The sequence below is a fragment of the Solirubrobacter deserti genome (assembly GCF_027587175.1).
Taxonomy (GTDB): domain Bacteria; phylum Actinomycetota; class Thermoleophilia; order Solirubrobacterales; family Solirubrobacteraceae; genus Solirubrobacter; species Solirubrobacter deserti.
The window spans coordinates 19,364-39,219 of record NZ_JAPCID010000037.1; the positions used below are offsets into that span (position 1 = coordinate 19,364).

The following is a 19,856-nucleotide window of genomic DNA, read 5'->3' on the forward strand; positions in this document are numbered from 1 at the left end:
TAAAGGGGGACAGTCCCCTTTAGGTCAAACCTGCACCAAATCCGCACATTCCGGGGTGGCGCACTTCCTAAAGAGGGACAGTCCCTCTTTAAGTTCGGAACCTCTCGGGCGCGGTGGGCGTAGACGGGACATGCACCGTCTACTCATCGCAGTTGCACTGGCCGCCTCGCTGGTCGCCGCGCCGAGCGCGTTCGCCGGAGGCTGGGCCACGGTGGGGCTGGACTCGACGCCCGCGGGCGTGGAGCCGGGACAGCCGTGGAACGTCAACCTCACCGTGCTCCAGCACGGGCGGACGCCGCTGGAGGACGTGCAGCCGACGCTGACGATCCGCCAGGGCGGCAGCGAGCAGACATTCGCCGCGCGCGCGACCGACAAGCCCGGCGTCTATGCCGTCAGCGTGACGTTCCCGCGCGGCGGCGAGTGGATGTACGAGGTCAACGACGGCTTCATCACCGGGCAGCCGCACACGTTCCCGGCCGTGCGGATCGGCGACCCGGCGAGCGCCCCCGCCGCGAGCACGACCGCGGCCGACGACAGTGGGCCGAACTGGACCTACCTGGGGCTCGGCGCCCTCGCGTTCCTGCTCGCCGCACTGATCCTCGTGGGCGCCCGGCTGCGCCACCGCCACGAACCGCAGGCGGCGTGAGAGCCACCACCCTCGCCGCCGGTGGGCTCGCCTGCGCGGGGGCGGCGATGACGATCGCCGCCTTCGCCGCGGGCGGGGACGACCCCGCGCCGACCGCCGCGCGGGCGACCCCCGCGCGCGACGGCCTGAGCGTCTTCGTCGCGCAGGGCTGCGGCTCGTGCCACACGTTCGAGCCCGCGAACTCCAGCGCACCGATCGGTCCGGACCTGGAGGTGGCGCTGGTCGGCAAATCGCGCGACGACGTCAAGCGGGCGATCGTCGCGCCGCCGCGCAACGGCCCGATGCCGGAGGACTTCGCCACCCGCATCAGCCCGCCCGAGCTCGAGCAACTCGTCACGTTCCTGCTTTCCGCACAATAGGTGGGGTGATCGACCATGTGACGATCCGCGTCGCGGACTACGAGGCGTCCAAGCGCTTCTACGACACCGTCCTGCCCGTGCTCGGCAAGGAGCGCCACGACGACCCCGAGTACCTGGAGTGGGGCGACCTCTCGATCGTGCCCGACGACAAGCCGCCGGCGCAGAACCTCCACATCGCGTTCTACGCGCCGACGCACGCGCTCGTCGACGCGTTCCACGGCACCGGCGTGAAGGCGGGCTACCAGGACGACGGCGCGCCCGGCCCGCGCCCCGAATACGGCGACGACTACTACGGCGGCTTCCTGCGCGACCCGAACGGCAACAGCGTCGAGGCGGTCCACACCAGCCGCACCCGCGAGCCGGGTGCGCTCGACCACATGTGGTTCCGCACCCAGGACGTCGCCGCGGTCAAGCGCTTCTACCTCGCGCTCGGCATGGAGATCGGCGTCGACCGGCCCGACCACGTCCAGATCCTCGCCGCGAACGCGAACTTCTCCTACGTCACGGGCGAGCCGGTCACCGAGCACGTGCACCTCGCGTTCGACGTCGACACCAACGACGCCGTCGACGCCTGGCACGCGCGGGCGGTCGCGGCGGGCTACCAAGACAACGGCGCGCCCGGAGAGCGCGCCGCCTACCACCCCGGCTACTACGGGGCGTTCGTCCTCGATCCCGACGGCCACAACATCGAGGCCGTCTGCCACAACCGGCCCTGAAGCGCGGGTCCCGGGGGGCGGCAGCCCCCCGGTCAGTGTCCGTGCGAATCGGCGGCCAGCGCCGCCAGCACCTCGCTCGAGTAGTGGTCGCTGGCCTGCGCGAACGCGACGCGGTCCTGCACGTGCGCGCCGAAGCGCGTCTTCTCGAACGTCGCGCCCATGCCCAGCAGCACGCGCTTGGAGCCGAGCTCGCGGGCACGCACGACGGCGTGGCGCAGCGCCTGCCGGTACGCGCCGTGTGAGCGCACGTACGCGTAGTCGAGCCCGACGATCATCGGCGCGTAGTGGCGCGGGCCGACGAAGTGCGCGCCGAACGCGACGACCTCGCCGGCCTCCTTCAGCGTCAGCGTCATCAGCTCCCACGACGGGTGCGCGAGCATGTCGCGCAGGAAGCGCTTGGGGAGCGGGAAGGAGTTCAGGTCGCGGCCCTTCGCCTGCACCGCCAGATAGAGCTCGTACAGGTGGTCGAGCTCGGCGTCGCTCACCGCGCGGCCACCGGCGGTCAGCCACTCGACCGCGTAGGCGTCGTCGAACGGCAGCACCGCCTTGCGCTGGTGCACGCGCGCCTTCGGCGACAGCTGCGCGAGCCACGCCTCGTCGCCGCCGGCCACGGGCTCGTAGACGAGCGACTGCGGCAGCGACGTCCGGACGTAGCCGCGCTCGCGGACCGCCTCGGCCAGCTCCACGTCGGCCGTGTGCAGGTCGCGGAAGACGATCGTCCCCGCGCCCGCGGCCCGCGCGTCCTCACCCACGGCCGCCATCAGCAGGTCGAGCGCACCCTTCCAGTCCGCGTTGCGGTGCAGGTACAGGTGGTCGCCCTCGGTCAGCAGCGAGCCCATCGCGAACGTCGTCGACGTCAGGTAGTACGGGTCCTGCGCGCGCCGCTCCTCGACCAGCTCGGACACGGCGGCCGAGGCCATCATGTCGTCCTTCCACAGCGCGGCGGTGAAGAACGTCGCGAGCACGGCCCTGCCGCTGCGGTCGCGCACCACGTAGTAGTGGAACGCCCACTCGTCCTCCGGCCGCGCGCCCGGGCCGCCGAACGCGTCCTCGAGGAACTTCAGGCCGTCGACGGTGAACGTGCCGCGCTCACCCAGCAGCGAGTTCCACTCGGCCTCGTCGAGCGCGGTCGCGCGGGTGTGGTGCTCGATGGTGAGCGCCGGCCCGTGCTCGCCGACGATCTTCGCGTGGCGGCGCTTGGCCGCCTCGCCGGCGCGCTCGAGCGCGGCCGGGACGTGCTTGGCGAGCGAGGCGACGAGGCCGCGGATGTCCTCGGACGTGTGGTGCAGGGTGATCGTCATGCGCACGCCGGCATGCTTCATCGGCACCGCCGGGAACGTGCCCAGGTTCGTGTAGTAGCCGTCGGCGAGGATCTCCTTGATCACGTCGTGCGCGACCACCGGCAGCCCGAGCGGCACGTAGCGGATCGGCGTCACGTCGGTCGTCGCCAGCGGGATGCCGAACTCCTCGCACAGCGACGTGAACAGCGCCACGCGCTCGCGCAGGGCGCCCTGCATCCGCGGCAGCTCGTCGGAGAGGTGGATCTTCGCGGACTCGATCGCGGCGCCGAGCAGCGGCGGCTGGATCGGGCCCGAGAACATCATCGGGCCGCCCGCGGTCTTCACGCGGCGGCGCAGCTCCGCGTCCGGGAACACGATCGCCCCGCCCGCGGCGGCGTAGGACTTGTTCAGCGAGCAGGCGGCGATCACGCGCTCGTGGCCGCCGAGGACGTCGAGCGCCGGGCCGCGGCCGTGCTGTCCGGCCCAGCCGACGCCGTGCGAGTCGTCGACGTAGAGCCACAGCTGCGGGTACTTGTCCAGCAACGCGCGCAACTCGGCGAAGGGCGCGAGGTCGGCGAACATGGAGTAGACGCCGTCGGCCATGTACCAGATGCGGTCGTGGTCCTTGGACAGCCGCTGGATCATCGCCTCCAGCCGCTCCATGTTGTTGTGGCGGACCAGGTCGACGTGCGCGCCCTTCACGCGCAGCTGGTTGGCGGCCATCTGCACGGAGGCGTGGACCTGGTGGTCGAGCAGGACGGCGTCGGTGGAGTCCACGAGCACGGGAAGCACCGAGAGATGTCCGAGCGACGTGGTCGGCGTGACGAGCACGTGCCCGCCGAACAGCTCGCTCAGCAACGCCTCCAGCTCGATGTACTGCGGCGAGGACAGGTAGCCGCGCGAGCTCGAGAACTGGGTCCCGTAGCGCAGCACGGCGTCGATGGTCGCCTGCTGGAGGCGCGGGTCGAGCTCGAGCCCCAGGTAGCTGCAGGAGCCGAAGCTGACGACTGACCGGCCGTTCAGCGAGATCGTGCGCCCGTCCAGCGGCGCGTCGTCGTCGGGTGTGAGCTGCAGCAGACCCTTGCCCGCAGCCTCGGTGAGCACTTCATCAAGAATCGCCAGGCGCTCTTCAGCAGTCGGCACGTAATCCCCCCACGGATCGGAACGGTTCACGTGCCCATCGACGAACTACTCCGAAAACTTGAATCTTTCGGTCCCCCGCGGAATCGGTGGTCGCCCTAAAGACCTCGGTCATCCGTCCGATGGCTTGGAATAGGTGATCCGACCTGTCTCCATCCCGCTGCCGCAGACGCCGTTCGCACGCTTCCGCCTGCTGTTCCTCGGCTTCGCGGTCGCGGGCGCGCTGCTGGCGGCCGTCGCGATCCCGGGCGGCGAGGCGAGCCCGGTCTCCAAGCTGGCCGGCATCGTGCTGGCGGTTGCGCTGGCGGTCTACTGGATCGTCGGGTACCGGCGCGGCACGTTCTCGCTCGCGCTGGAGCCCGTCGAGGCCTACGCCGTCTTCGTCGTCCTGCACGCCGCGCCGGGCGACCCGTTCCTGCCGCTGCTGGGCGTGCTGTTCCGCAGCCTCTACGGCGGCTTCGCGCGCGCCGTCGCGCGCTGGGCGCTGTGGATGGCCGCGCTGTTGGCGGCGCACGCCGGCCGCGGGCACGAGCAGTTCGAGGCCGACCTCGCCCGCGTCGCGGCCGTGGCGCTCGCCCCGGTGCTGGCCCAGGCGCTGCTCGTCGCGCTCAAGACGTCGGAGACCATCCAGCGCCGCCTGAACTCGATCGTCCAGAACTCCACCGACGTCGTGACCATCGTCGGCGCCGACCATCGCGTGCGCTGGCAGGCGGAGTCGATCCGCGGCGTGCTCGGCCACGCGCCGGACGCGATCGTCGGGACCCGCGTGCACGAGCTGGTCCATCCCGAGGACCGCAGCGCGCTCGACGCCTACTTCACCGACGCCGAAGGCAAGCCGGAGCACCGCCGCAGCCTCACGCTGCGCCTCGCGCACGGCGCCGGCGGGCACCGCCACTTCGACGTCGTCGCCGCCAACCGCCTGCACGACCCGAGCGTCGAGGGCTTCGTGCTCAACATGCGCGACGCGACCGACCGCCGCGAGCTCGAGGACGAGCTGCGCGCGCTCGCCGCCCAGCGCGAGCACGACGCGCTGCACGACCCGCTCACGGGCCTCGCCAACCGCCGCAAGCTGTTCGCCCGCCTCGAGGACACCACGACCGCCGCGCGCGCCGCCAAGACCAAGCTGGCGCTGCTGCTGATCGACCTCGACCACTTCAAGGAGCTCAACGACACGCTCGGCCACCATGCCGGCGACCGGCTGCTGCGCGAGATCGGCCCCCGCCTGGAGGCGTGCGCGCCTGAGGCCGAGCTCGTGGCCCGCGTCGGCGGTGACGAGTTCGCCGTGCTGATGCCGCTCGACACCGCCGTCGAGGCGGCCGAGGTGATGGCCACCAAGCTCGGCGCTGCGATCGAGGAGCCGTTCCGCTTCCAGGGCATGACGATGCTCGTGCGCGCGAGCGTCGGCATCGCGATGTTCCCCGAGCACGGCCGCGACGTCGAGTCGCTCATGCAGCGCGCCGACATCGCCATGTACTCGGCCAAGAGCCGCGGCGTCGGCTACGAGGTCTACAGCGCGTCCCGCGACGGCCACTCCCGTGCGCGGCTGGCGCTGATCGGCGAGCTGCCCGAGGCGATCGAGTCCGGCCAGATCGTCGTGCACTACCAGCCCAAGTTCGACCTCCAGACCGGCGTGATCCGCGGGGCCGAGGCGCTCGTGCGCTGGGAGCACCCGCAGTTCGGCCTGCTCGGCCCGGGCGCGTTCCTGCCGCTCGCCGAGCAGACCGGCCTGATGCGCCCGCTCACGCTGCGCGTGCTCGACGACGCGCTGGCCCAGTGCTCGCGCTGGCTGGCCGCCGGGCTCTCGTTGCCGGTCGCCGTCAACCTCGGCGCGCCGAACCTGCTCGACCTCGGCCTGCCGGTCGACGTCAAGGCCCTGCTCGAGAAGTGGGAGCTCGACCCCTCGATGCTCCAGCTGGAGATCACCGAGACGATCGTCGCCGCCGACCCGGTGCGCGTGATCGAGATCATGAACAAGCTCGGCGAGCTCGGCATCGAGCTCTCGCTCGACGACTTCGGCACCGGCTCGTCCTCGCTGGCCTACCTGCGTGAGCTGCCGGTCCAGGAGCTCAAGATCGACAAGTCCTTCGTGCTGGGCATGGACGAGGATCCGGAGGCCGCGACGATCGTGCAGACGATCGTCGACCTCGCCCACAACCTCGGCCTGCGCGCCGTGGGCGAGGGCATCGAGACCGACGAGGCCTACCGCCTGCTCGCCGAGAGCGGGTGCGACTTCGGCCAGGGCTTCCTGATGGGCCGCCCGATGCCGGCCGGCGAGCTGGCCGAGCTGGCGCTCAAGACACCGGTCAAATAGCCCGGCGGCCGCCGGATATAGTCGCGCTGTGCCGCCTTCATCGCGCATGGCCGACCTCGCCGACTGGACCGTCGAGCTCACCACGGGCACCGAGCACTTCGAGGCGGGCGAGATCGCGCTGCGGGTGCGCCACGGCGGCTCGGTCGAGGTCGACCACCGCCGCGCGGGCGACCATCGCCGCTACACCGGCTTGCTGGACGCCGACGAGCTGGCGCGCTTCGCGGAGGCGATGCGCGAGACGGGAATCGACACGCTCGTCAGCACGCGGACCGAATGGGCGACGGGCGAGGACACGTTGCGGGTCGAGGTCCGCGACGGCGACGCGCCCGTGCATCGGGCCGAGATCCCCGCCGGCGAGCGCTTCGACGACGAGCGCGTCGGGCGCGTGCTGCGGGCCTACGACGAGGTCGTCGAGCGGGTCACCGAGGGCCGGCTGCCGTACGGGCCGGCGGCCTACTGAAAGCGCTCGCGCGCTTGACCGCGGTGGTGATCTCGAAGAGGGTTGATCCATGGGAACCCTCGACCCTCGACCGTCGACGGACACGACGCCGGAGGTCGAGCGCGCGCGTCCCGCAGAGACCGTCGAGGCCCTGCCCGCGACGCTCACCCCCGCCCGCGCGCCGGCCGGGCCGGCGGAGCTGCTGGCGGAGACCGACGCCGACTCCCGCGCCGAGGTCGTAGGAGCGCTCCAGCGCACGGCCGGCAACGCTCGCGTGACGCGCATGCTCGCCGCCTCGCGTACCGTCGCCCGCACGCCGAGCACCGCCTCCTTCCGCATCAGCGAGCCCCGGGTCGGCGGCGGAACGTACGGAAGCCACGCCGGCTTCGACGTCGAGGTCGTCGGGTCCGAGATCGTCGTGACGCAGAAGGTCCGGCTCGTCCCGGACGCGGACGTCACGCCCGAGGAGCTGGCGGCGACGCAGACCGCGGCCGAGACCGCGTTCGTCTCGCTGTGGGACAACCGCTTCATCCTCACGGACACGGCCAGCGGCGAGCAGCTGTCCATGCGCCTGCGCGTGCAGTTCTCGGCCTCGGGCGGCAACAACACGGTCCGGTTGCACAAGGGCCAGGGCCGGATGGACTCGGGGAACTGGTTCACCGGCGCCGTGTCCAACCCCGTCCGGTACGCGCACGAGCTCTCGCACCTGATGGGGCTGCTCGACGAGTACGTGGACACGACCGCCGTCAACCGCCGGACCGCGACCTCGCCCGGCGTTCACACCGACCATTCGATCATGGGCGACTACCCGAACGAGGGCGTCGCCGCCGCCGAGGTCAAGCTGCGCCACGGGCAGAAGGTCGCCGACGAGGCGGGGCGGGCCCTGTCACCGAGGCGCGTGCTCACGGCGTCGTTCACGGGCCAGGCGCAAGGGGAACGCCTGGTGCGCTGGCGGGGCATCCGGGACGCGGCCGCACCGGGCACGCCGGAGCGGACGCAGGCGGCCGCGGAGGTCACCGCGATCGAGGCCGACATGCTGATCCCGCAGCTGTCCGCCACGGCGGGCGTCCCTTACACGCCGACGCCCTAGGCGCCGGGCTTGATCACCATCAGGAACACGGCCGCCAGCACGAGCAGACCGGTGAGCGCGCCCATGCTGCCCTCGCGCTGCGCTTCCTTCTGATACTCGGGCGAGAGCTGGGTGGCGCCGGACGCCAGCTCGGACTCGACCATCGCCGCGAGCTTGCGGTCGGTCTTGGCGAAGTACGCGCCCTGCAGGCCGCCGAGCACGAACACGATCACGAACGTCGCGCTGATCCACGGCTCGCCGAACGAGAGGTCGCCGTCGATCACCTGGATGATGCCCGTGAGCAGGATGATCCCGAGCGCCGGGCTGGCGAGCTTGGTCACCACCTCGAGGTTGAGGCGGTGCATGAACAGCAGGTGCCGCGGATCCTTCATCCGCAGGGCGAGCGGGAACGCGATCGAGAGCGCGAACGTCGCCCCGAGGCCGACGATCGCCGCGCTGATGTGGATGAACAGCGAGATCGTGTACAGGTTCAAGGCGGCAATCACGCGCGGGACATTACGCCTAGGGCCGGACCGAGCTCAAGCGGAGCGTCGATGATCGCGTCGGCGCCCGCCGCCTGGAGCTCCTCGCGAGCGCCGATGCCCCACGTCACGCCGATGCACGGGATGCCGTTGGCGTGCGCGCCCTCGACGTCGAACCGGCGGTCGCCGATCATGACGGCGTCGGTGGTTTCGAGGAGGGCCAGCGCACGCGTGATCGTCTCGGCCTTGGTCTCGCCGCGGGCGTCCAGCTCCGGCCCGGCCACGACGGTGAAGTGCTCACGCAGGCCCAGCGCCGTGAGCAGCGGCTCGGCGAAGTGGCGGGGCTTGGAGGTCGCCACGGCCTTCGGCTCGTCGATCGCCGCCAGCGCCGCGGGGATGCCGGGCGCGACGGTCGTGTCGGTGAGCGAGATCGTCGCGTAGTGCCCGCGGTAGGCGGCGATCAGCGCGTCCACGCGCGGGTCCTCGGGGGTGGTCACGAGCAGCTCGGAGAAGCCGAGCTTGAGCGGCGGGCCGATGCACGGGAGCAGCGCCTCGCGCGGGTACGCCGGGAGCTCGAGGTCACGCAGTGCGAGCGTCATGGAGTTCAGGAACGCGGCGCGCGAGTCCACCAGCACGCCGTCCAGATCGAAGAGGACCGCCATCCCCAGCATCCTCTCAGGCTCCTCTCGGACGGCTCTCGGCGGGCGGGCCGAGCCTTGTCGCATGCCCTCTGCGCAACCGCTCCTCGCCGCCCGCGCGCACCACACCTGCTGGACCCGTCGACGGGCGAGCCGGCGTTCACGGGCGTCGTGCAGGCGACGGCGCTCGCGCCGACGGCGGTCGAGGCCGAGTGGCGCGCCAAGGCCGCGCTGCTGAGCGCCGACGCGTCCTGGCTGGCCGTCCACGGCGGCCTCGTCGTGTTCGACGACGGCCACCACGAGCTGGTCCCGGCGATGCAGCGGCAGGAACCCAGCCTCCATGGGTCGAAGGTCCAAACAGCGCTCGCAGGGCTCATGCCCGCGGGCCGCGCGCCCGATACGGGCTGAGCTCGCTCGGAGCTCGTCGCACTTCGCACGCACCCGATTCGCGCCGGCGGTCGATTCGCCGGCGCGGGGGTGCCTTTCCTAAAGAGGGACTGTCCCGCTTTAAGTTTGTGGCAAGGCACGGGCAAGGTCGAGGCAAAGCGGACTGCGCAGTCTCGGCCGCATGTTGCGCCTCTCACTGCTGACCGCCGCGTTGACCCTCGCCGTCGCCACGCCCGCCCTGGCCGATTCGATTGCCTACGTGCAGGGCGGGAACGTCTTCCTGGCCACGCCCGACGGGTCGCGCACGGTGCAGATCACGTCGACCGGCACATACGCGTCGGTGTCCCAGGCCGATGACGGCACGATGATCGCGCTGGCGCCGGGCGAGCGGCTGCACAAGCTCTCCCGCGACGGCAAGGTGCTGGCCGACTTCCTCACGCCGATCAGCGACGGCGCGCCGAACGCCGGCCCGGTCAATCGCTTCCACGGCCCGCTCAATCCGCAGCTCTCGCCGGACGGCACCAAGGTCGCGTACGAGTGGTTCAACGACTCCTACGAGAACGTGCCGGGGTGCAGCGCGACGAGCGTCCCGTCCTGCCACGTCTACACCCAGCGCCAGGGCGTCGCGATCTCCAACGCGGACGGCTACACCGGCGTCGAGGCGTACCCGCTGCTCACGGGCTGGATCTATCCGAGCTGGCTGACCAACGACACGCTGGTGCGGTCGTTCTCGGGCCAGATCTTCAACGACGACGCCGTCCTCACCACCCTCAGCGGCACGGTCGACCCGTGGTTCTTCGACGACCAGCAGGGCTTCGGCGTGGACGCCGTCGAGCTCTCCCGCGACCTGAGCACGGTGATCGGCATCGCCGGCGGCGAGGACGAGAAGCTGCGCGTGTACCGCACCACGATGTCCCCGTTCGGCGCACCCGACTGGGACCACACGCCGTTCACGAACAAGGTCAACCAACGCGTCGCCGAGCGCTGCTATGAGCTCGGCGGCGGCAAGTTCGAGAGCACGAGCCTCGCGCCGAGCGGCAAGGCGTTTGCCTACGGCACCGCGCAGGGTGTCTTCGTCACGAGCATCCCGGACAACTGCGCCTCCGGCGGCCCGGGCACGCTGCTGGCGCCCGGCGCGAAGAGCCCGGACTGGGGCCCGGCCGACGTCCCCGCCACCAGCCCGATCACGGCGACGCCGCCGACCCAGACCTCCGGCGGCGGCGCGCCCACCAAGTCTGAGCGCAAGCCGACGCTCAAGCTCGCCCGCCGCAAGGGCGGCCTGCGCGCCACGCTCATCACCGGCGCGCCCGGCAAGGCCACGTTCAAGCTCACCCCCGGCACGAAGAGGTCCGTCACCGTCGGCAAGCGCGGCCAGGTCTCCGTCGACTTCAAGGTCTCCAAGGGCAAGCGCGTCACCGTCAAGGCGACGTTCGGCGGCCAGTCCGTGTCCGCGAAGCTGCGAGTGTGACGATCAGCGCGCCGGTGACCGACCCGCACAGGCTGAGCGTCAAGTCGCCGAGCGTGTCCCGGTAGGCCGTCGCCTCCTCCGGACCGCCGCGGATGAACGTGAAGAACTCGGCGAGCTCCCACAGGATGTGCGTCACCGCGCCGAACCCGAGCACGAGCCCGAACAGCGCCCAGCGCGGGACGGGCGGCGCGAACTCGGCCAGCGCGAGCCCGAACGCCGTCGTCCACGGGATCCAGTTGAGGTAGTGCATGGCGTCGTCGAACCACTCGACGGCGCCGTACAGATCCAGCGCGTTCCCGGCCGTGTCGAGCAGGAACGGCGCGAGCAGGCACAGGTCGATCGCGTGCGGATAGGGCCGACGCGGCCGCAACACGAGCCAGATCAGCGGCAGCAGGACGGCCGAGATCCCGAACGTGAACAGCCGCGTCGTCATCGCCTTGCCCGCGAACTGCGGCAGGTCCGGCCGGACGATCGCGAACAGCAGCAGCCCGATCAGCGCGACCTTCGCCGCCAGGTTGAGCGCGCGCAGCACGAGCGTACGTTACGCGGGGATGCCGTCGACCGCGAGCACGCGGTTGCCGTAGCGCTTGTCCTCGGTGACGTCGCGGCCCATCCACGCCGGGGCCTCGAACGCGAGCGCCGTGGCCTCGTCCGGGAACTCGACCTCGGCGGTGACCAGGCCGTCGAGCTCGCCCTCGTAGACGTCGACCTCCGCGACCAGGTCCCCGTCGAGCGGCACGAAGTAGCGCGTCTTGACCACGCGGCGGTCGCCGGTCAGCGGCCACAGCGCGTCGAAGTGGGCGGGCTCGATCTCCCACTCCTCCTCGCCGCGCACGAGACCCATGCCGGTCTTGACCGTCATCACCGAGACCGTGCCGTCCTTGCGGCGCACGCGCACCTCCGCGCCGGCCGGGTCGATGGCGAGGTAGCCCTGCTCGAAGTGCTGTGAATCGTGGGACGCCAGCCCGTCCGGCGGCGCCTCCAGCACGAATTTGCGCTCGATCTCCATCAGACGAGTGTCACATCCCGGTCGGGATCTCGATCCGCACCGCGGTGCCGCCGGGACGGCTCTCCAGCACAAAGGATCCACCGAGCGCCGCCGCCCGGTCCGAGACGCTCTCGAGCCCGCCGCCGGCGCGCACCACGGCACCGCCGACGCCGTCGTCGCGCACCTCGACGATCAGCGCCCCGCCGCGGTCGTCGGCGTGCAGCCAGCACTCGTTCGCGCGCGCGTGCCGCTGCGCGTTGGCCAGCGCCTCGCACACCATCAGGTACGCCGTGGTCTCGATCACGGCCGAGTGACGGCGCCCAGGCAACGCGCGCAGGTTCACGGGCACGCGCGAACGCGCCGCGACCGCCTGCAGCGCCGCCGCCAGCCCGCGCTCGGACAGCACAGCCGGATGCAGACCGCGCGCGAGCTCGGACAGCTCCGCACTGGCCTCCATCGCGTCCGCGAGCGCGTCGCGCAGGACCTCCGCCTCCGCGCTGGCCGGGTCGGTGCGCCCGAGCCCGACGCGCAGCTTGAGCGCGAGCGCCACCACGTGCTGGTGCGCGCCCTCGTGCAGGAGCCGCTCGAGCCGGCGCCGCGTCTCGTCCCCGGCCTCCAGCAGGCGCGTGCGGGAGGCGGCCAGCTCCGCGCGCCGGCGGTCGTTGACGATCGCCTGGGCGACGAGTTCCGCCAGGCCGACGAGCTTGGCCTCGTGGCCCGCGGGCAGCGCGTCCTCCTCCGGCGCGGTGCCGACGAGCGCGCCCCACGGCTCGCCGTCGATCAGGATCGGGGTGGCCGTCGAGACGCTCATCCCCATCGAACGCATCACCGCGGGCAGCTCCCCGCGGGCGCGGTCGTAGCTGGAGACGCGCGCGGGCGCACGGGCCGCGCGCGCCCGGCCGAGCGCGCTCTCGGTGCGGTCGAAGTCGAGCTCGGCGTTGACCGGCAGCATGCGTGAACCGCCCGCGCGGTAGACGCCGACGACGACCGCGCGGCCGTCGTCGATGTAGCGCATCACGCCCGTGGCGTCGATCCCGAGCAGCTGCGCCGCCTCGCGGGAGACCTGCTCGAAGAACGCGTCGAGCGGCGTCTCGCGCGCGACCAGCAGCGCGACGCGCAACTGCACCGACCGCTCGTCGATGACCTCGACTCCCATTGCGCGGTCAGTGTCTCACTCCGCGAGGGCGACCAACAAGTCCTCGAGCGCGTCGCGTGGGAGCTCGGGGAGCCGGCGCTCGAGCACGTCGGCGACGGAGGCGTGCTCGGCGACGAGCGCGCGCGCCTCGTTCTTGGTCATCGGCGTGCGCGCGATGATCGCCTCGCGCCACGCGTTGGCGAGCTTGGAGCGGGAGCGGTCGGCGATCGCCCTCAGCAGCGTGCCCTCGACGAGCGTGAACGTGTCGCCCTCACGCGTGTAGAGCGCCGACAGGTCCGGGAGGTCGGTCGCGCCGCGGAGCACGACCGTGCGCGCGGGGGCCGCGAGCAGTACGCGCACGGCGAGCGCCGGATGGGCGGAGACGTCGACCTCCAGCCGCTCACGGCGAGCGCCGCCCAGGTCGGGGAGCTCCGGCGCGGCCGACTCCAGCGACGCCTTGCCGCCGCTGTAGATGCGCGCCGAGGCGCGGCCCTTCTTGTCCGCCGCCGCCCACGTGCGGCGCGTCGGGCGCGTCACATACAGCGAGCTCGCGCTGCCGATCGCCTCCGCGCCGACGTAGCGGTTGAACTGCGGGTACAGCGCCTCGATCAGCAGCCGCAGCTCGTGGATCGCCTCCTGCACGCCGTACCCGAGCGCGGCCTGCGCCTCGCCATACCCGTAGGCGAGCAGCACGCGCGCGTCGTCGTCCGGGCGCAGCATCTGCAGTGCCCGCGCGGCGAACAGCTGGATGCCCTCGGGCGTGTACGGCGGGTCGGTGAACGCGAGGTCGCCCGCCTCGCGCAGGGACGCCGGCGGGCCGAGCCGCAGGTCGGCGAAGGCGGTCTGGACATTCAACCCCTCGTCTCGCGCCACGCGCCGGATCACCGCCAACACGCGCTCGTCGATGTCCACGACGGTCACCTTCACCCCGGGCGAGACCGTGGCCACCGCCAGCGACGTGAGGTCCCGGTCGCCGACGCAGATCAGGTGCGCGCCGTCGAGCCAGTACGTGTCGTGCAGGAACTCGGCGCGCCGGACCGCCGTGTCGGCGGTGGCGCCGACGTGGTCGAGGTCACGGTCGGGCGCCGGGAGCCGCGCCTGCCACTCCGCCACGTGCTCGGCCGACAGGGGGCGGCGCTTGTCCGGCGGCGGATCCTGCGCCGGCTCGCGCAGCGCCTCCTGGACGGTACGCCGCGACAGCCCGGTGGCGGCGACGAGCTCCGCGATCGTCTCCGTGTCGCGCCGGGCCACCGCGAGCCGGTGGAACGTACGCGCGTGGATGCTCACAACCCAGGAGGATGACGGGCGACGAAGCCCGCGGAGCTGCGCATCTCCGACGTCCAGCGCGTGCCGCCGCCCGAGAGCGCGCTGGTGTCGTAGCGGCGCCCGTCGACGACCATGTAGGCGTGGCCGGCGTTGGCGTAGATCGTCACGCGCTTGCCCGGCCCGGGTTCGCCCCAGCTCATGAAGCCGGTCGAGTCGAGCGCGCCGTCGAGCAGGCCCGCCGCGGCGAGCGCGTAGGAGATCGAGCCCGAGCAGTCGTAGCCGGACGAGTTGCCGCCGTGGCCGCCGCCGTACACGTACGGCGTCGTCGCGATCTCGTTCGCGGCCGCGACGATCCGGCCGACGACGTCGCCGCCCGGGGTGGGGTTCGAGCCGCCCCCCGACGCGCGCGGCGCCTGCTGGGTCGCGGTGCGCGCGGCCTGGGCGCGGCGCGCGGCCGCCCGCTGACGCCGCTCGATCGCGGCGATCCGGCCCTGCACGGAGGCGAGCTGCGCCGCCGTGCCGTTGCGCCGCTGCAGCTGGCGCGCCTCGCGGTTGAGCAGCGCGGTGCGCAGCGCGTCGGCCCGGTCGCGGTCGTGCTCCGCGCTCTTCGCCAGCTCCGCGTAGGTTCCGCGCAGCTGCTTGAGCTCGGAGGTCATGCCCTGCACCTTCTCGCGCGCGTCCCGCAGGTCGCCGTACACGGACGCGTTGCGCCGCGCGATCCGGCGCAGGTACTCGAAGCGCGCCACCAGGTCCGAGAACCCGTCGGCGTTAAGGACGACCGTCACGAACGAAGGCTTGCCGTCCATGTAGCTCTGGCGCAGGTTCTCGGCCAGCAGCGTCTGCGCTTCGTCCTGCTTGCGCTCCAGGCGCGTGAGGCGCACGCGCGTGCGCACGAGCTCGTCCTGCGTGCGGTCGAGCTGCTCGCGGCGGCGGCTGAGCTTGTCGTTGAGCCGCGTGAGGCGCGCGTTGGCGTCCGCGAGCCCTTCGCGCGTGTCGGCGATCCGCGCCTCCTCGGCCGCGACCGCGGCGCGCAGCCGCGAAGCGCGGTCCCGCAGCGATTCCTGCCCGTGCGCGGGCACCGTCCCAGCAACCACGGCAGCGAGCACCGCAAGCGGCAGGACGCGACGAATACGACTCATGCGGCCGACGACCCTAGCCCGCGCAACTCCTCCTTCCTGCAAGCCATCGTGCAAGGGGGTGCGGCTGTCCCCCCTGTGGTCGGCGAGAACCACACTTCCGGACGCCTGCCTGCCGCCTCGGAATCAAGGCCTCATAAAGCGATGATTCCTAGCGTCATGAACCCCTCGCTGATCCATCTGAGCCTCGCCGCCGCACACCAGGACGACATCAAGCGTCGTCGCCTCTTCCGGTGAACCCCATGACCCTCATCACGCACGCTCCCCGCCGCCCCGCCTCCCACGCGTTCGCCGTCCCGGTCGTGCGCGAGGTGCCGCGCCCGGCCGCGTCGCCCGCCATCAACTGCTGGTGACCAGGCGCAGCGACCCGACGTACTCGGGTTGCCTGCGCAGGTCGCCGTGGCGGGCGTCCCACGCGCCGCTCGCGAGCTCCTCGGCCAGGGCGGTCAGGCCGGGCCCGACGTCCACCCCGGTCTTCTCCCACGCCGACTGCGCCGCCCGCACCTCCGGGTCCAGGAACGCCTCCGGCCGCCCGTAGAACGCCTCGATGAAGCCGTCCTGGCAGTCCAGCGGGATCGGCACGGCCTGCACACGGTCCCCCAGCGCGCCGAGCGGGGGAAAGCGCGGCCGCTCGGCCTCCAGCAGCGCGGGCACGTACTCGGCGAGCCAGAAGTCGAGCAGCGCGTCGGGATCGAAGGTGAGGATCACCACCGGCCCGCGCGCGACGCGCCGCAGCTCGCTCACGCCGCGCCGCACGTCCGCCCACTGGTGGACGGTGATCATCGCCATCGCGGCGTCGAAGCTGTCGTCGTCGAACGGCAGCGCCTCGGCGACGGCGTTCACCGCGGGCCGCTCGGACGGGCGCTGCGCGCGCATCGCCGCCGACGGCTCGACCGCCACGACGTAGCGGTCCTCCGGCTCGTACGAGCCGGCGCCCGCGCCCACGTTCAGCACCGTCCGCGCGTCGCCGAGCGCCGCGTGCACGTGCGCCGCGATCCGCGGGTCCGTGCGGCGCCGGCGCGCGTAGCCCGCGCCGGCGCGCTCGTAGTCGAAGTCGCCCGCGGGCGTCAGGCGTCCCGCCACTTGACCAGCTCGCGCAGTGGGCTCAGGTCGTAGCCGTCGCCTTCCCCGCCGATGCCGACGATGAAGTGCGTCACGCCGACCTCCGCCAGCGCCTCGGCGTCGGCGACGTCGCCCACGCCCCAGGTGCGCTCAATGTCAGCCGGGTCGCGGCCTTCGTTGGCGCAGTGCTCGAGCAGGATCTCGTTCTTGCGCCGGTAGGCCTCGGCGTCGCCGAACGAGTGCCACATGTCGCCGTACTGGGCGACGAGCTTGAGCGTCACCTTCGGGCCGCTGCCGCCGATCAGGATCGGGAGCTTGCCGAGCGGCGGCGGGTTGAGCTTGCCGAGCCGGTCCTTGATCCGCGGCATCGCCTTGCGCAGCTCGCGCAGGCGGTCGGGCGCCTCGCCGAACTCGTAGCCGTACTCGTCATAGTCGCGTTTGAACCAGCCCGCGCCGATGCCGAGGATCGCGCGCCCGCCGGAGATGTGGTCGATCGTCCGGTGCGCGTCGGCCAGGAGCTCCGGGTTGCGGTAGGAGTTGCAGATCACCAGCGCGCCGACCTGCGCGCGCTCGGTCACCTGCGCCATCGCCGCCAGCGACGTGATCCCCTCAAAGTGCAGCCCGTCCGGCTCGCCCGTGAGCGGAAAGAAGTGGTCCCAGGTGAAGATCGTGTCGGCGCCCAGCGCGTCCGCCTCTTGCCAGGCCCGGCGCATGGCGTCGAAGCTCGCGTGCTGCGGCTGCACCTGGACACCCACGCGGAAGGAAGTCATGTTCCCGCAGGCTATCCAGGGACAATGCCCGCGATGAGGAGGATTCTCATGCTGGTCACGGTCGCCCTCGCGCTGGTCGCGTGCGGTGAGGGCGAGCCGATGCCGGACCGCGACGTGGACACGCTCACGCGCTGGTCGGCGGCGTACAAACCGGTCGCGGCCGACATGCTCGCCACCAGCGAGGCGCTCGCCGACGACCAGCTCGACGCGGCCGGCACGGCGCTCACGCGCGTGAAGCCGAAGCTCGGCGCCGCCGAGGCGCAGGTGCGCGCGCTGCAGTCGCCGGCGGTGCGCGAGACGCTCACGGACTACATGCGCATCACGCGCCGCACGATCACGGCCTTCGACGCGTTCCTGGCGCACCTGCGCACGAACCCGGACGACCGTCGGGCGCGCATTCGCGTGCAGAGCGAGCTGCGCGACGCCAACCAGGAGCTCTTCGACGCCGACTCCAAGATCCGCGACCGGATCTTCGACCACGCCGACGAGGCGCAGGAGCAGCGGCTCGACCAGGTGATCCCGCTGCCCGCCGTCGCCTAGTCGTCACACTTCGCGCGGCTGGCTCGTCCACTGCATATGAACATCGCGATCGTGGGTGGAACCGGAACCGTCGGCGCCGCAGCGGCGCGCGCGCTGACCGAGCGCGGGCACGCCGTCCGCGTGCTCTCCCGGCACGCGCCGGAGTACCCCGTCGACCTCGTCACGGGCGAAGGGCTCGAACGCGCCCTCGCCGGCGCGGACGTGGTCATCGACGCCGCGGGCGGCACCCGCAAGGTGCTCGTCGACGGCACCCAGCGGCTGCTGCGCGCCGAGCGGGCGGCGGGCGTCCAGCACCACATCGGCGTGTCGATCGTCGGCATCGACCGCGTCGGTGGTCCGTACTACAAGCTCAAACTCGAGCAGGAGGCCGCGATCCGCGACGGCGGCGTGCCGTGGACGATCCTGCGCGCGACGCAGTTCCACCCGTTCGTGGCGGCGATCTTCGCCAAGAGCGCAAAGCTCGGCGTCGTCCCGTCCCTGGGCGCGCCGATGCAGCCCGTCGACCCGCGCGAGGTCGGCCGGACGCTCGCCGTGGCGGCCGAGGCCGCGCCGACGTTCACCATCGCCGAGTTCACCGGCCCGGAGGTCGTGAGCGTGCGTGAGCTGGCCAAGCGCTGGCGGACCGCGACCGGCTCGCACGCCGTCCCGCTTCCGCTCCCCGCCTCCCGCGCGCTGCGCGCCGGCGGCCTGACGAGCGCGACCGCGCCGCACGGCACGGTGACGTTCGACGACTACCTGGCGGCCGCGTGACGTCGGCCGACCGGTTCGAGGCGCTGCGCCCGCGGCTGCTGCGGATCGCGTACGGCCAGCTCGGCAGCCTCGCCGAGGCCGAGGACGTGCTGCAGGACGCATGGCTGCGGCTGCAGCGCGTCGACGCGGACCAGGTCCGCGACCTCGAGGCGTGGCTGATCACCACGGTCTCGCGTCTCGCCCTCGACGCCCTCAAGTCCGCGCGCGTGCGACGCGAGGCCTACGTCGGGCCGTGGCTGCCCGAGCCGATCGTGTCCGCCGATCCCGGCCCGGAGGAGGTCGCCGTGCGCGGCGAAGACGTGAGCCTCGCGCTGCTCGTGGTGCTCGAGTCGCTGTCGGCGCCCGAGCGCGCGGCGTTCGTGCTCCACGACGTGTTCGGCTACTCGTTCAACGAGGTCGCGAGCGCGCTCGGCGTCTCGTCCGGGGCTGCCCGCCAGCAGGCGTCGCGGGCGCGCAAGGCGGTCGAGGCGCGCCGCCCGCGCTTCCCGGCCACGCCCGCGCAGCAGCGCGAGATCATCCACGCCTTCACGAGCGCCGCGCAGGAGGGCGACATGGACGCCCTGCTCGGTGTGCTGCACCCGGATGTCGTGCTCACCAGCGACGGCGGCGGGATCGTGAACGCGGCGCGCAAGCCGATCGAGGGCGCCGAGCGCGTCGCGAAGGCCATCACTGCGCTCGGCCGGGGCGCCGAGATGGAGCTGGTCGACATCAACGGCCTGCCCGGCCTCGCCGGCCACGGCCGCGACGGCATCCACTCCGTCGTGAGCTTCACGGTCGACGCCGGACGCATCACCCGGATCGACTTCCAGCGCAACCCGGAGAAGCTGCGATGACCCTCGCCCTGCGCATCTCGCTCGCGGCCGTCGCCGTGTCCGCGCTCCTGCCCGGCCTGGAGGGGACGCTCGGCCCGAGCTCGTTCTACGCCTCGTTCCCGCTCGGCCGCGGCTGGGTCGAGTTGCTGCCGCCGTACAACGAGCACCTGATCCGTGACGTCGGCGGCTTCTATCTCGCGTTCGCGATCCTGTTCGCGTGGGCGGCGGTCACGCTCGCCCGGGCGCTGATCGTCCCGCTGTGCGTCGCATGGACCGCCTCGGCGGCGCTCCACGCGTACTTCCACATCACGCATCTGGACGGCTTCTCGACCGGCGACGCGATCGCCCAGACGACGGGCCTGCTCGCCGTCGTCGCGTTTCCGATCCTCGCGCTCGTGTTGATAGCGACAAACGTCGAACCGCGCGAGCGCGCTTTCCGCACGTAGGCGCTCGCCCCGCGCG

The 19,856-nt window shown here is 72.3% G+C and carries 22 protein-coding genes; 12 read left to right on the plus strand and 10 right to left on the minus strand.

Annotation, left to right across the window (positions count from 1 at the left end):
• The first annotated feature begins 130 nt into the window (after positions 1-130).
• From OJ962_RS22470 to OJ962_RS22480, 3 genes are read left to right on the plus strand one after another with little or no spacing between them, the layout of a single operon-like run.
• Positions 131-646 carry a FixH family protein gene (locus tag OJ962_RS22470; RefSeq protein WP_202955119.1) on the plus strand — a complete coding sequence of 172 codons (516 nt, stop codon included), beginning with the start codon at positions 131-133 and terminating at the stop codon, positions 644-646.
• Positions 643-1,005, plus strand: coding sequence for a c-type cytochrome (locus tag OJ962_RS22475; protein ID WP_202955118.1), 363 nt, complete (start codon positions 643-645; stop codon positions 1,003-1,005). The genes OJ962_RS22470 and OJ962_RS22475 overlap by 4 nt, the downstream gene beginning before the upstream one ends.
• Before the next feature lie 5 nt (positions 1,006-1,010).
• Complete coding sequence (locus OJ962_RS22480) at positions 1,011-1,721, plus strand: VOC family protein (protein WP_202955117.1); 711 nt, start codon at positions 1,011-1,013, stop codon at positions 1,719-1,721.
• A gap of 32 nt (positions 1,722-1,753) precedes the next feature.
• Here OJ962_RS22480 and OJ962_RS22485 read toward each other — a convergent pair whose 3' ends face one another.
• On the minus strand, positions 1,754-4,105 hold the full coding sequence (locus tag OJ962_RS22485) for a bifunctional aminotransferase class I/II-fold pyridoxal phosphate-dependent enzyme/GNAT family N-acetyltransferase (RefSeq protein ID WP_270006614.1): 2,352 nt from the start codon (positions 4,103-4,105) through the stop codon (positions 1,754-1,756).
• Positions 4,106-4,277: 172 nt separating this feature from the next.
• On the opposite strand from OJ962_RS22485, the gene OJ962_RS22490 reads away from it, so the two are divergent.
• Genes OJ962_RS22490 through OJ962_RS22500 form a run of 3 tightly spaced genes read left to right on the plus strand, consistent with a single transcriptional unit; the run spans position 4,278 to position 7,981 of the window.
• Positions 4,278-6,452: a putative bifunctional diguanylate cyclase/phosphodiesterase gene (locus OJ962_RS22490; protein WP_202955115.1), complete on the plus strand. Its 2,175-nt coding sequence runs from the start codon at positions 4,278-4,280 to the stop codon at positions 6,450-6,452.
• Positions 6,453-6,480: 28 nt separating this feature from the next.
• Entirely contained in the window at positions 6,481-6,912 is a 432-nt protein-coding gene (locus tag OJ962_RS22495; protein WP_202955114.1) for a hypothetical protein, read from the plus strand.
• A 49-nt stretch (positions 6,913-6,961) separates the two neighbouring features.
• Positions 6,962-7,981: a hypothetical protein gene (locus OJ962_RS22500; protein ID WP_202955113.1), complete on the plus strand. Its 1,020-nt coding sequence runs from the start codon at positions 6,962-6,964 to the stop codon at positions 7,979-7,981.
• On the opposite strand, the gene OJ962_RS22505 is transcribed toward OJ962_RS22500, so the two are convergent.
• Together OJ962_RS22505 and OJ962_RS22510 are read right to left on the minus strand one after the other, a co-directional pair.
• Positions 7,978-8,466, minus strand: a complete 489-nt coding sequence (locus tag OJ962_RS22505; protein ID WP_202955112.1) for a DUF2269 family protein — start codon at positions 8,464-8,466, stop codon at positions 7,978-7,980. The two genes, OJ962_RS22500 and OJ962_RS22505, sit on opposite strands and share 4 nt — an antisense overlap.
• Positions 8,463-9,104: an HAD hydrolase-like protein gene (locus OJ962_RS22510; protein ID WP_202955111.1), complete on the minus strand. Its 642-nt coding sequence runs from the start codon at positions 9,102-9,104 to the stop codon at positions 8,463-8,465. Before OJ962_RS22510 ends, OJ962_RS22505 begins: the two co-directional genes overlap by 4 nt.
• Positions 9,105-9,158: 54 nt before the next feature.
• Here OJ962_RS22510 and OJ962_RS22515 point away from each other — a divergent pair, with 54 nt between their 5' ends.
• On the plus strand, positions 9,159-9,488 hold the full coding sequence (locus OJ962_RS22515) for a hypothetical protein (protein WP_202955110.1): 330 nt from the start codon (positions 9,159-9,161) through the stop codon (positions 9,486-9,488).
• Positions 9,489-9,648: 160 nt separating this feature from the next.
• Positions 9,649-10,935 (plus strand): TolB-like translocation protein, encoded by a 1,287-nt coding sequence (locus OJ962_RS22520; protein ID WP_202955109.1) that lies wholly within the window; start codon positions 9,649-9,651, stop codon positions 10,933-10,935.
• On the opposite strand, the gene OJ962_RS22525 is transcribed toward OJ962_RS22520, so the two are convergent.
• The 7 genes from OJ962_RS22525 to OJ962_RS22555 form a co-directional block, all read right to left on the minus strand.
• Positions 10,886-11,467 (minus strand): hypothetical protein, encoded by a 582-nt coding sequence (locus tag OJ962_RS22525; RefSeq protein ID WP_202955108.1) that lies wholly within the window; start codon positions 11,465-11,467, stop codon positions 10,886-10,888. The two genes, OJ962_RS22520 and OJ962_RS22525, sit on opposite strands and share 50 nt — an antisense overlap.
• Positions 11,468-11,476: 9 nt before the next feature.
• Entirely contained in the window at positions 11,477-11,944 is a 468-nt protein-coding gene (locus OJ962_RS22530; RefSeq protein ID WP_202955107.1) for a CYTH domain-containing protein, read from the minus strand.
• Positions 11,945-11,954: 10 nt separating this feature from the next.
• On the minus strand, positions 11,955-13,079 hold the full coding sequence (locus OJ962_RS22535; RefSeq protein ID WP_202955106.1) for a GAF domain-containing sensor histidine kinase: 1,125 nt from the start codon (positions 13,077-13,079) through the stop codon (positions 11,955-11,957).
• 15 nt (positions 13,080-13,094) lie between these two features.
• Positions 13,095-14,345 (minus strand): bis-aminopropyl spermidine synthase family protein, encoded by a 1,251-nt coding sequence (locus OJ962_RS22540; RefSeq protein ID WP_202955105.1) that lies wholly within the window; start codon positions 14,343-14,345, stop codon positions 13,095-13,097.
• A complete protein-coding gene (locus OJ962_RS22545) occupies positions 14,342-15,463 on the minus strand; it encodes a coiled-coil domain-containing protein (RefSeq protein ID WP_202955104.1) in 1,122 nt (373 codons plus the stop codon). Before OJ962_RS22545 ends, OJ962_RS22540 begins: the two co-directional genes overlap by 4 nt.
• 336 nt (positions 15,464-15,799) lie before the next feature.
• On the minus strand, positions 15,800-16,543 hold the full coding sequence (locus OJ962_RS22550) for a class I SAM-dependent methyltransferase (RefSeq protein ID WP_202955103.1): 744 nt from the start codon (positions 16,541-16,543) through the stop codon (positions 15,800-15,802).
• Positions 16,528-17,292, minus strand: a complete 765-nt coding sequence (locus OJ962_RS22555; RefSeq protein WP_202955102.1) for an LLM class F420-dependent oxidoreductase — start codon at positions 17,290-17,292, stop codon at positions 16,528-16,530. Before OJ962_RS22555 ends, OJ962_RS22550 begins: the two co-directional genes overlap by 16 nt.
• A 33-nt stretch (positions 17,293-17,325) precedes the next feature.
• On the opposite strand from OJ962_RS22555, the gene OJ962_RS22560 reads away from it, so the two are divergent.
• From OJ962_RS22560 to OJ962_RS22575, 4 genes are read left to right on the plus strand one after another with little or no spacing between them, the layout of a single operon-like run.
• Positions 17,326-17,832 carry a hypothetical protein gene (locus OJ962_RS22560; RefSeq protein ID WP_202955101.1) on the plus strand — a complete coding sequence of 169 codons (507 nt, stop codon included), beginning with the start codon at positions 17,326-17,328 and terminating at the stop codon, positions 17,830-17,832.
• A 51-nt stretch (positions 17,833-17,883) separates the two neighbouring features.
• On the plus strand, positions 17,884-18,582 hold the full coding sequence (locus OJ962_RS22565; RefSeq protein ID WP_202955100.1) for an SDR family oxidoreductase: 699 nt from the start codon (positions 17,884-17,886) through the stop codon (positions 18,580-18,582).
• On the plus strand, positions 18,579-19,415 hold the full coding sequence (gene sigJ, locus OJ962_RS22570) for an RNA polymerase sigma factor SigJ (RefSeq protein ID WP_202955099.1): 837 nt from the start codon (positions 18,579-18,581) through the stop codon (positions 19,413-19,415). The genes OJ962_RS22565 and sigJ overlap by 4 nt, the downstream gene beginning before the upstream one ends.
• Positions 19,412-19,840 (plus strand): hypothetical protein, encoded by a 429-nt coding sequence (locus tag OJ962_RS22575; RefSeq protein ID WP_202955098.1) that lies wholly within the window; start codon positions 19,412-19,414, stop codon positions 19,838-19,840. The genes sigJ and OJ962_RS22575 overlap by 4 nt, the downstream gene beginning before the upstream one ends.
• The last annotated feature ends 16 nt before the right edge of the window (positions 19,841-19,856 follow it).

Excerpts from the sequence above, each read along its gene's own strand:
- OJ962_RS22575 (WP_202955098.1), top strand. The coding sequence starts at position 19,412 with ATGACCCTCGCCCTGCGCATCTCGCTCGCGGCCGTCGCCGTGTCCGCG.
- OJ962_RS22545 (WP_202955104.1), bottom strand. The coding sequence starts at position 15,463 with ATGAGTCGTATTCGTCGCGTCCTGCCGCTTGCGGTGCTCGCTGCCGTG.
- OJ962_RS22530 (WP_202955107.1), bottom strand. The coding sequence starts at position 11,944 with ATGGAGATCGAGCGCAAATTCGTGCTGGAGGCGCCGCCGGACGGGCTG.
- OJ962_RS22500 (WP_202955113.1), top strand. The coding sequence starts at position 6,962 with ATGGGAACCCTCGACCCTCGACCGTCGACGGACACGACGCCGGAGGTC.
- OJ962_RS22535 (WP_202955106.1), bottom strand. The coding sequence starts at position 13,079 with ATGGGAGTCGAGGTCATCGACGAGCGGTCGGTGCAGTTGCGCGTCGCG.
- OJ962_RS22520 (WP_202955109.1), top strand. The coding sequence starts at position 9,649 with ATGTTGCGCCTCTCACTGCTGACCGCCGCGTTGACCCTCGCCGTCGCC.
- OJ962_RS22560 (WP_202955101.1), top strand. The coding sequence starts at position 17,326 with ATGAGGAGGATTCTCATGCTGGTCACGGTCGCCCTCGCGCTGGTCGCG.
- OJ962_RS22470 (WP_202955119.1), top strand. The coding sequence starts at position 131 with ATGCACCGTCTACTCATCGCAGTTGCACTGGCCGCCTCGCTGGTCGCC.
- OJ962_RS22510 (WP_202955111.1), bottom strand. The coding sequence starts at position 9,104 with ATGGCGGTCCTCTTCGATCTGGACGGCGTGCTGGTGGACTCGCGCGCC.
- OJ962_RS22555 (WP_202955102.1), bottom strand. The coding sequence starts at position 17,292 with ATGACTTCCTTCCGCGTGGGTGTCCAGGTGCAGCCGCAGCACGCGAGC.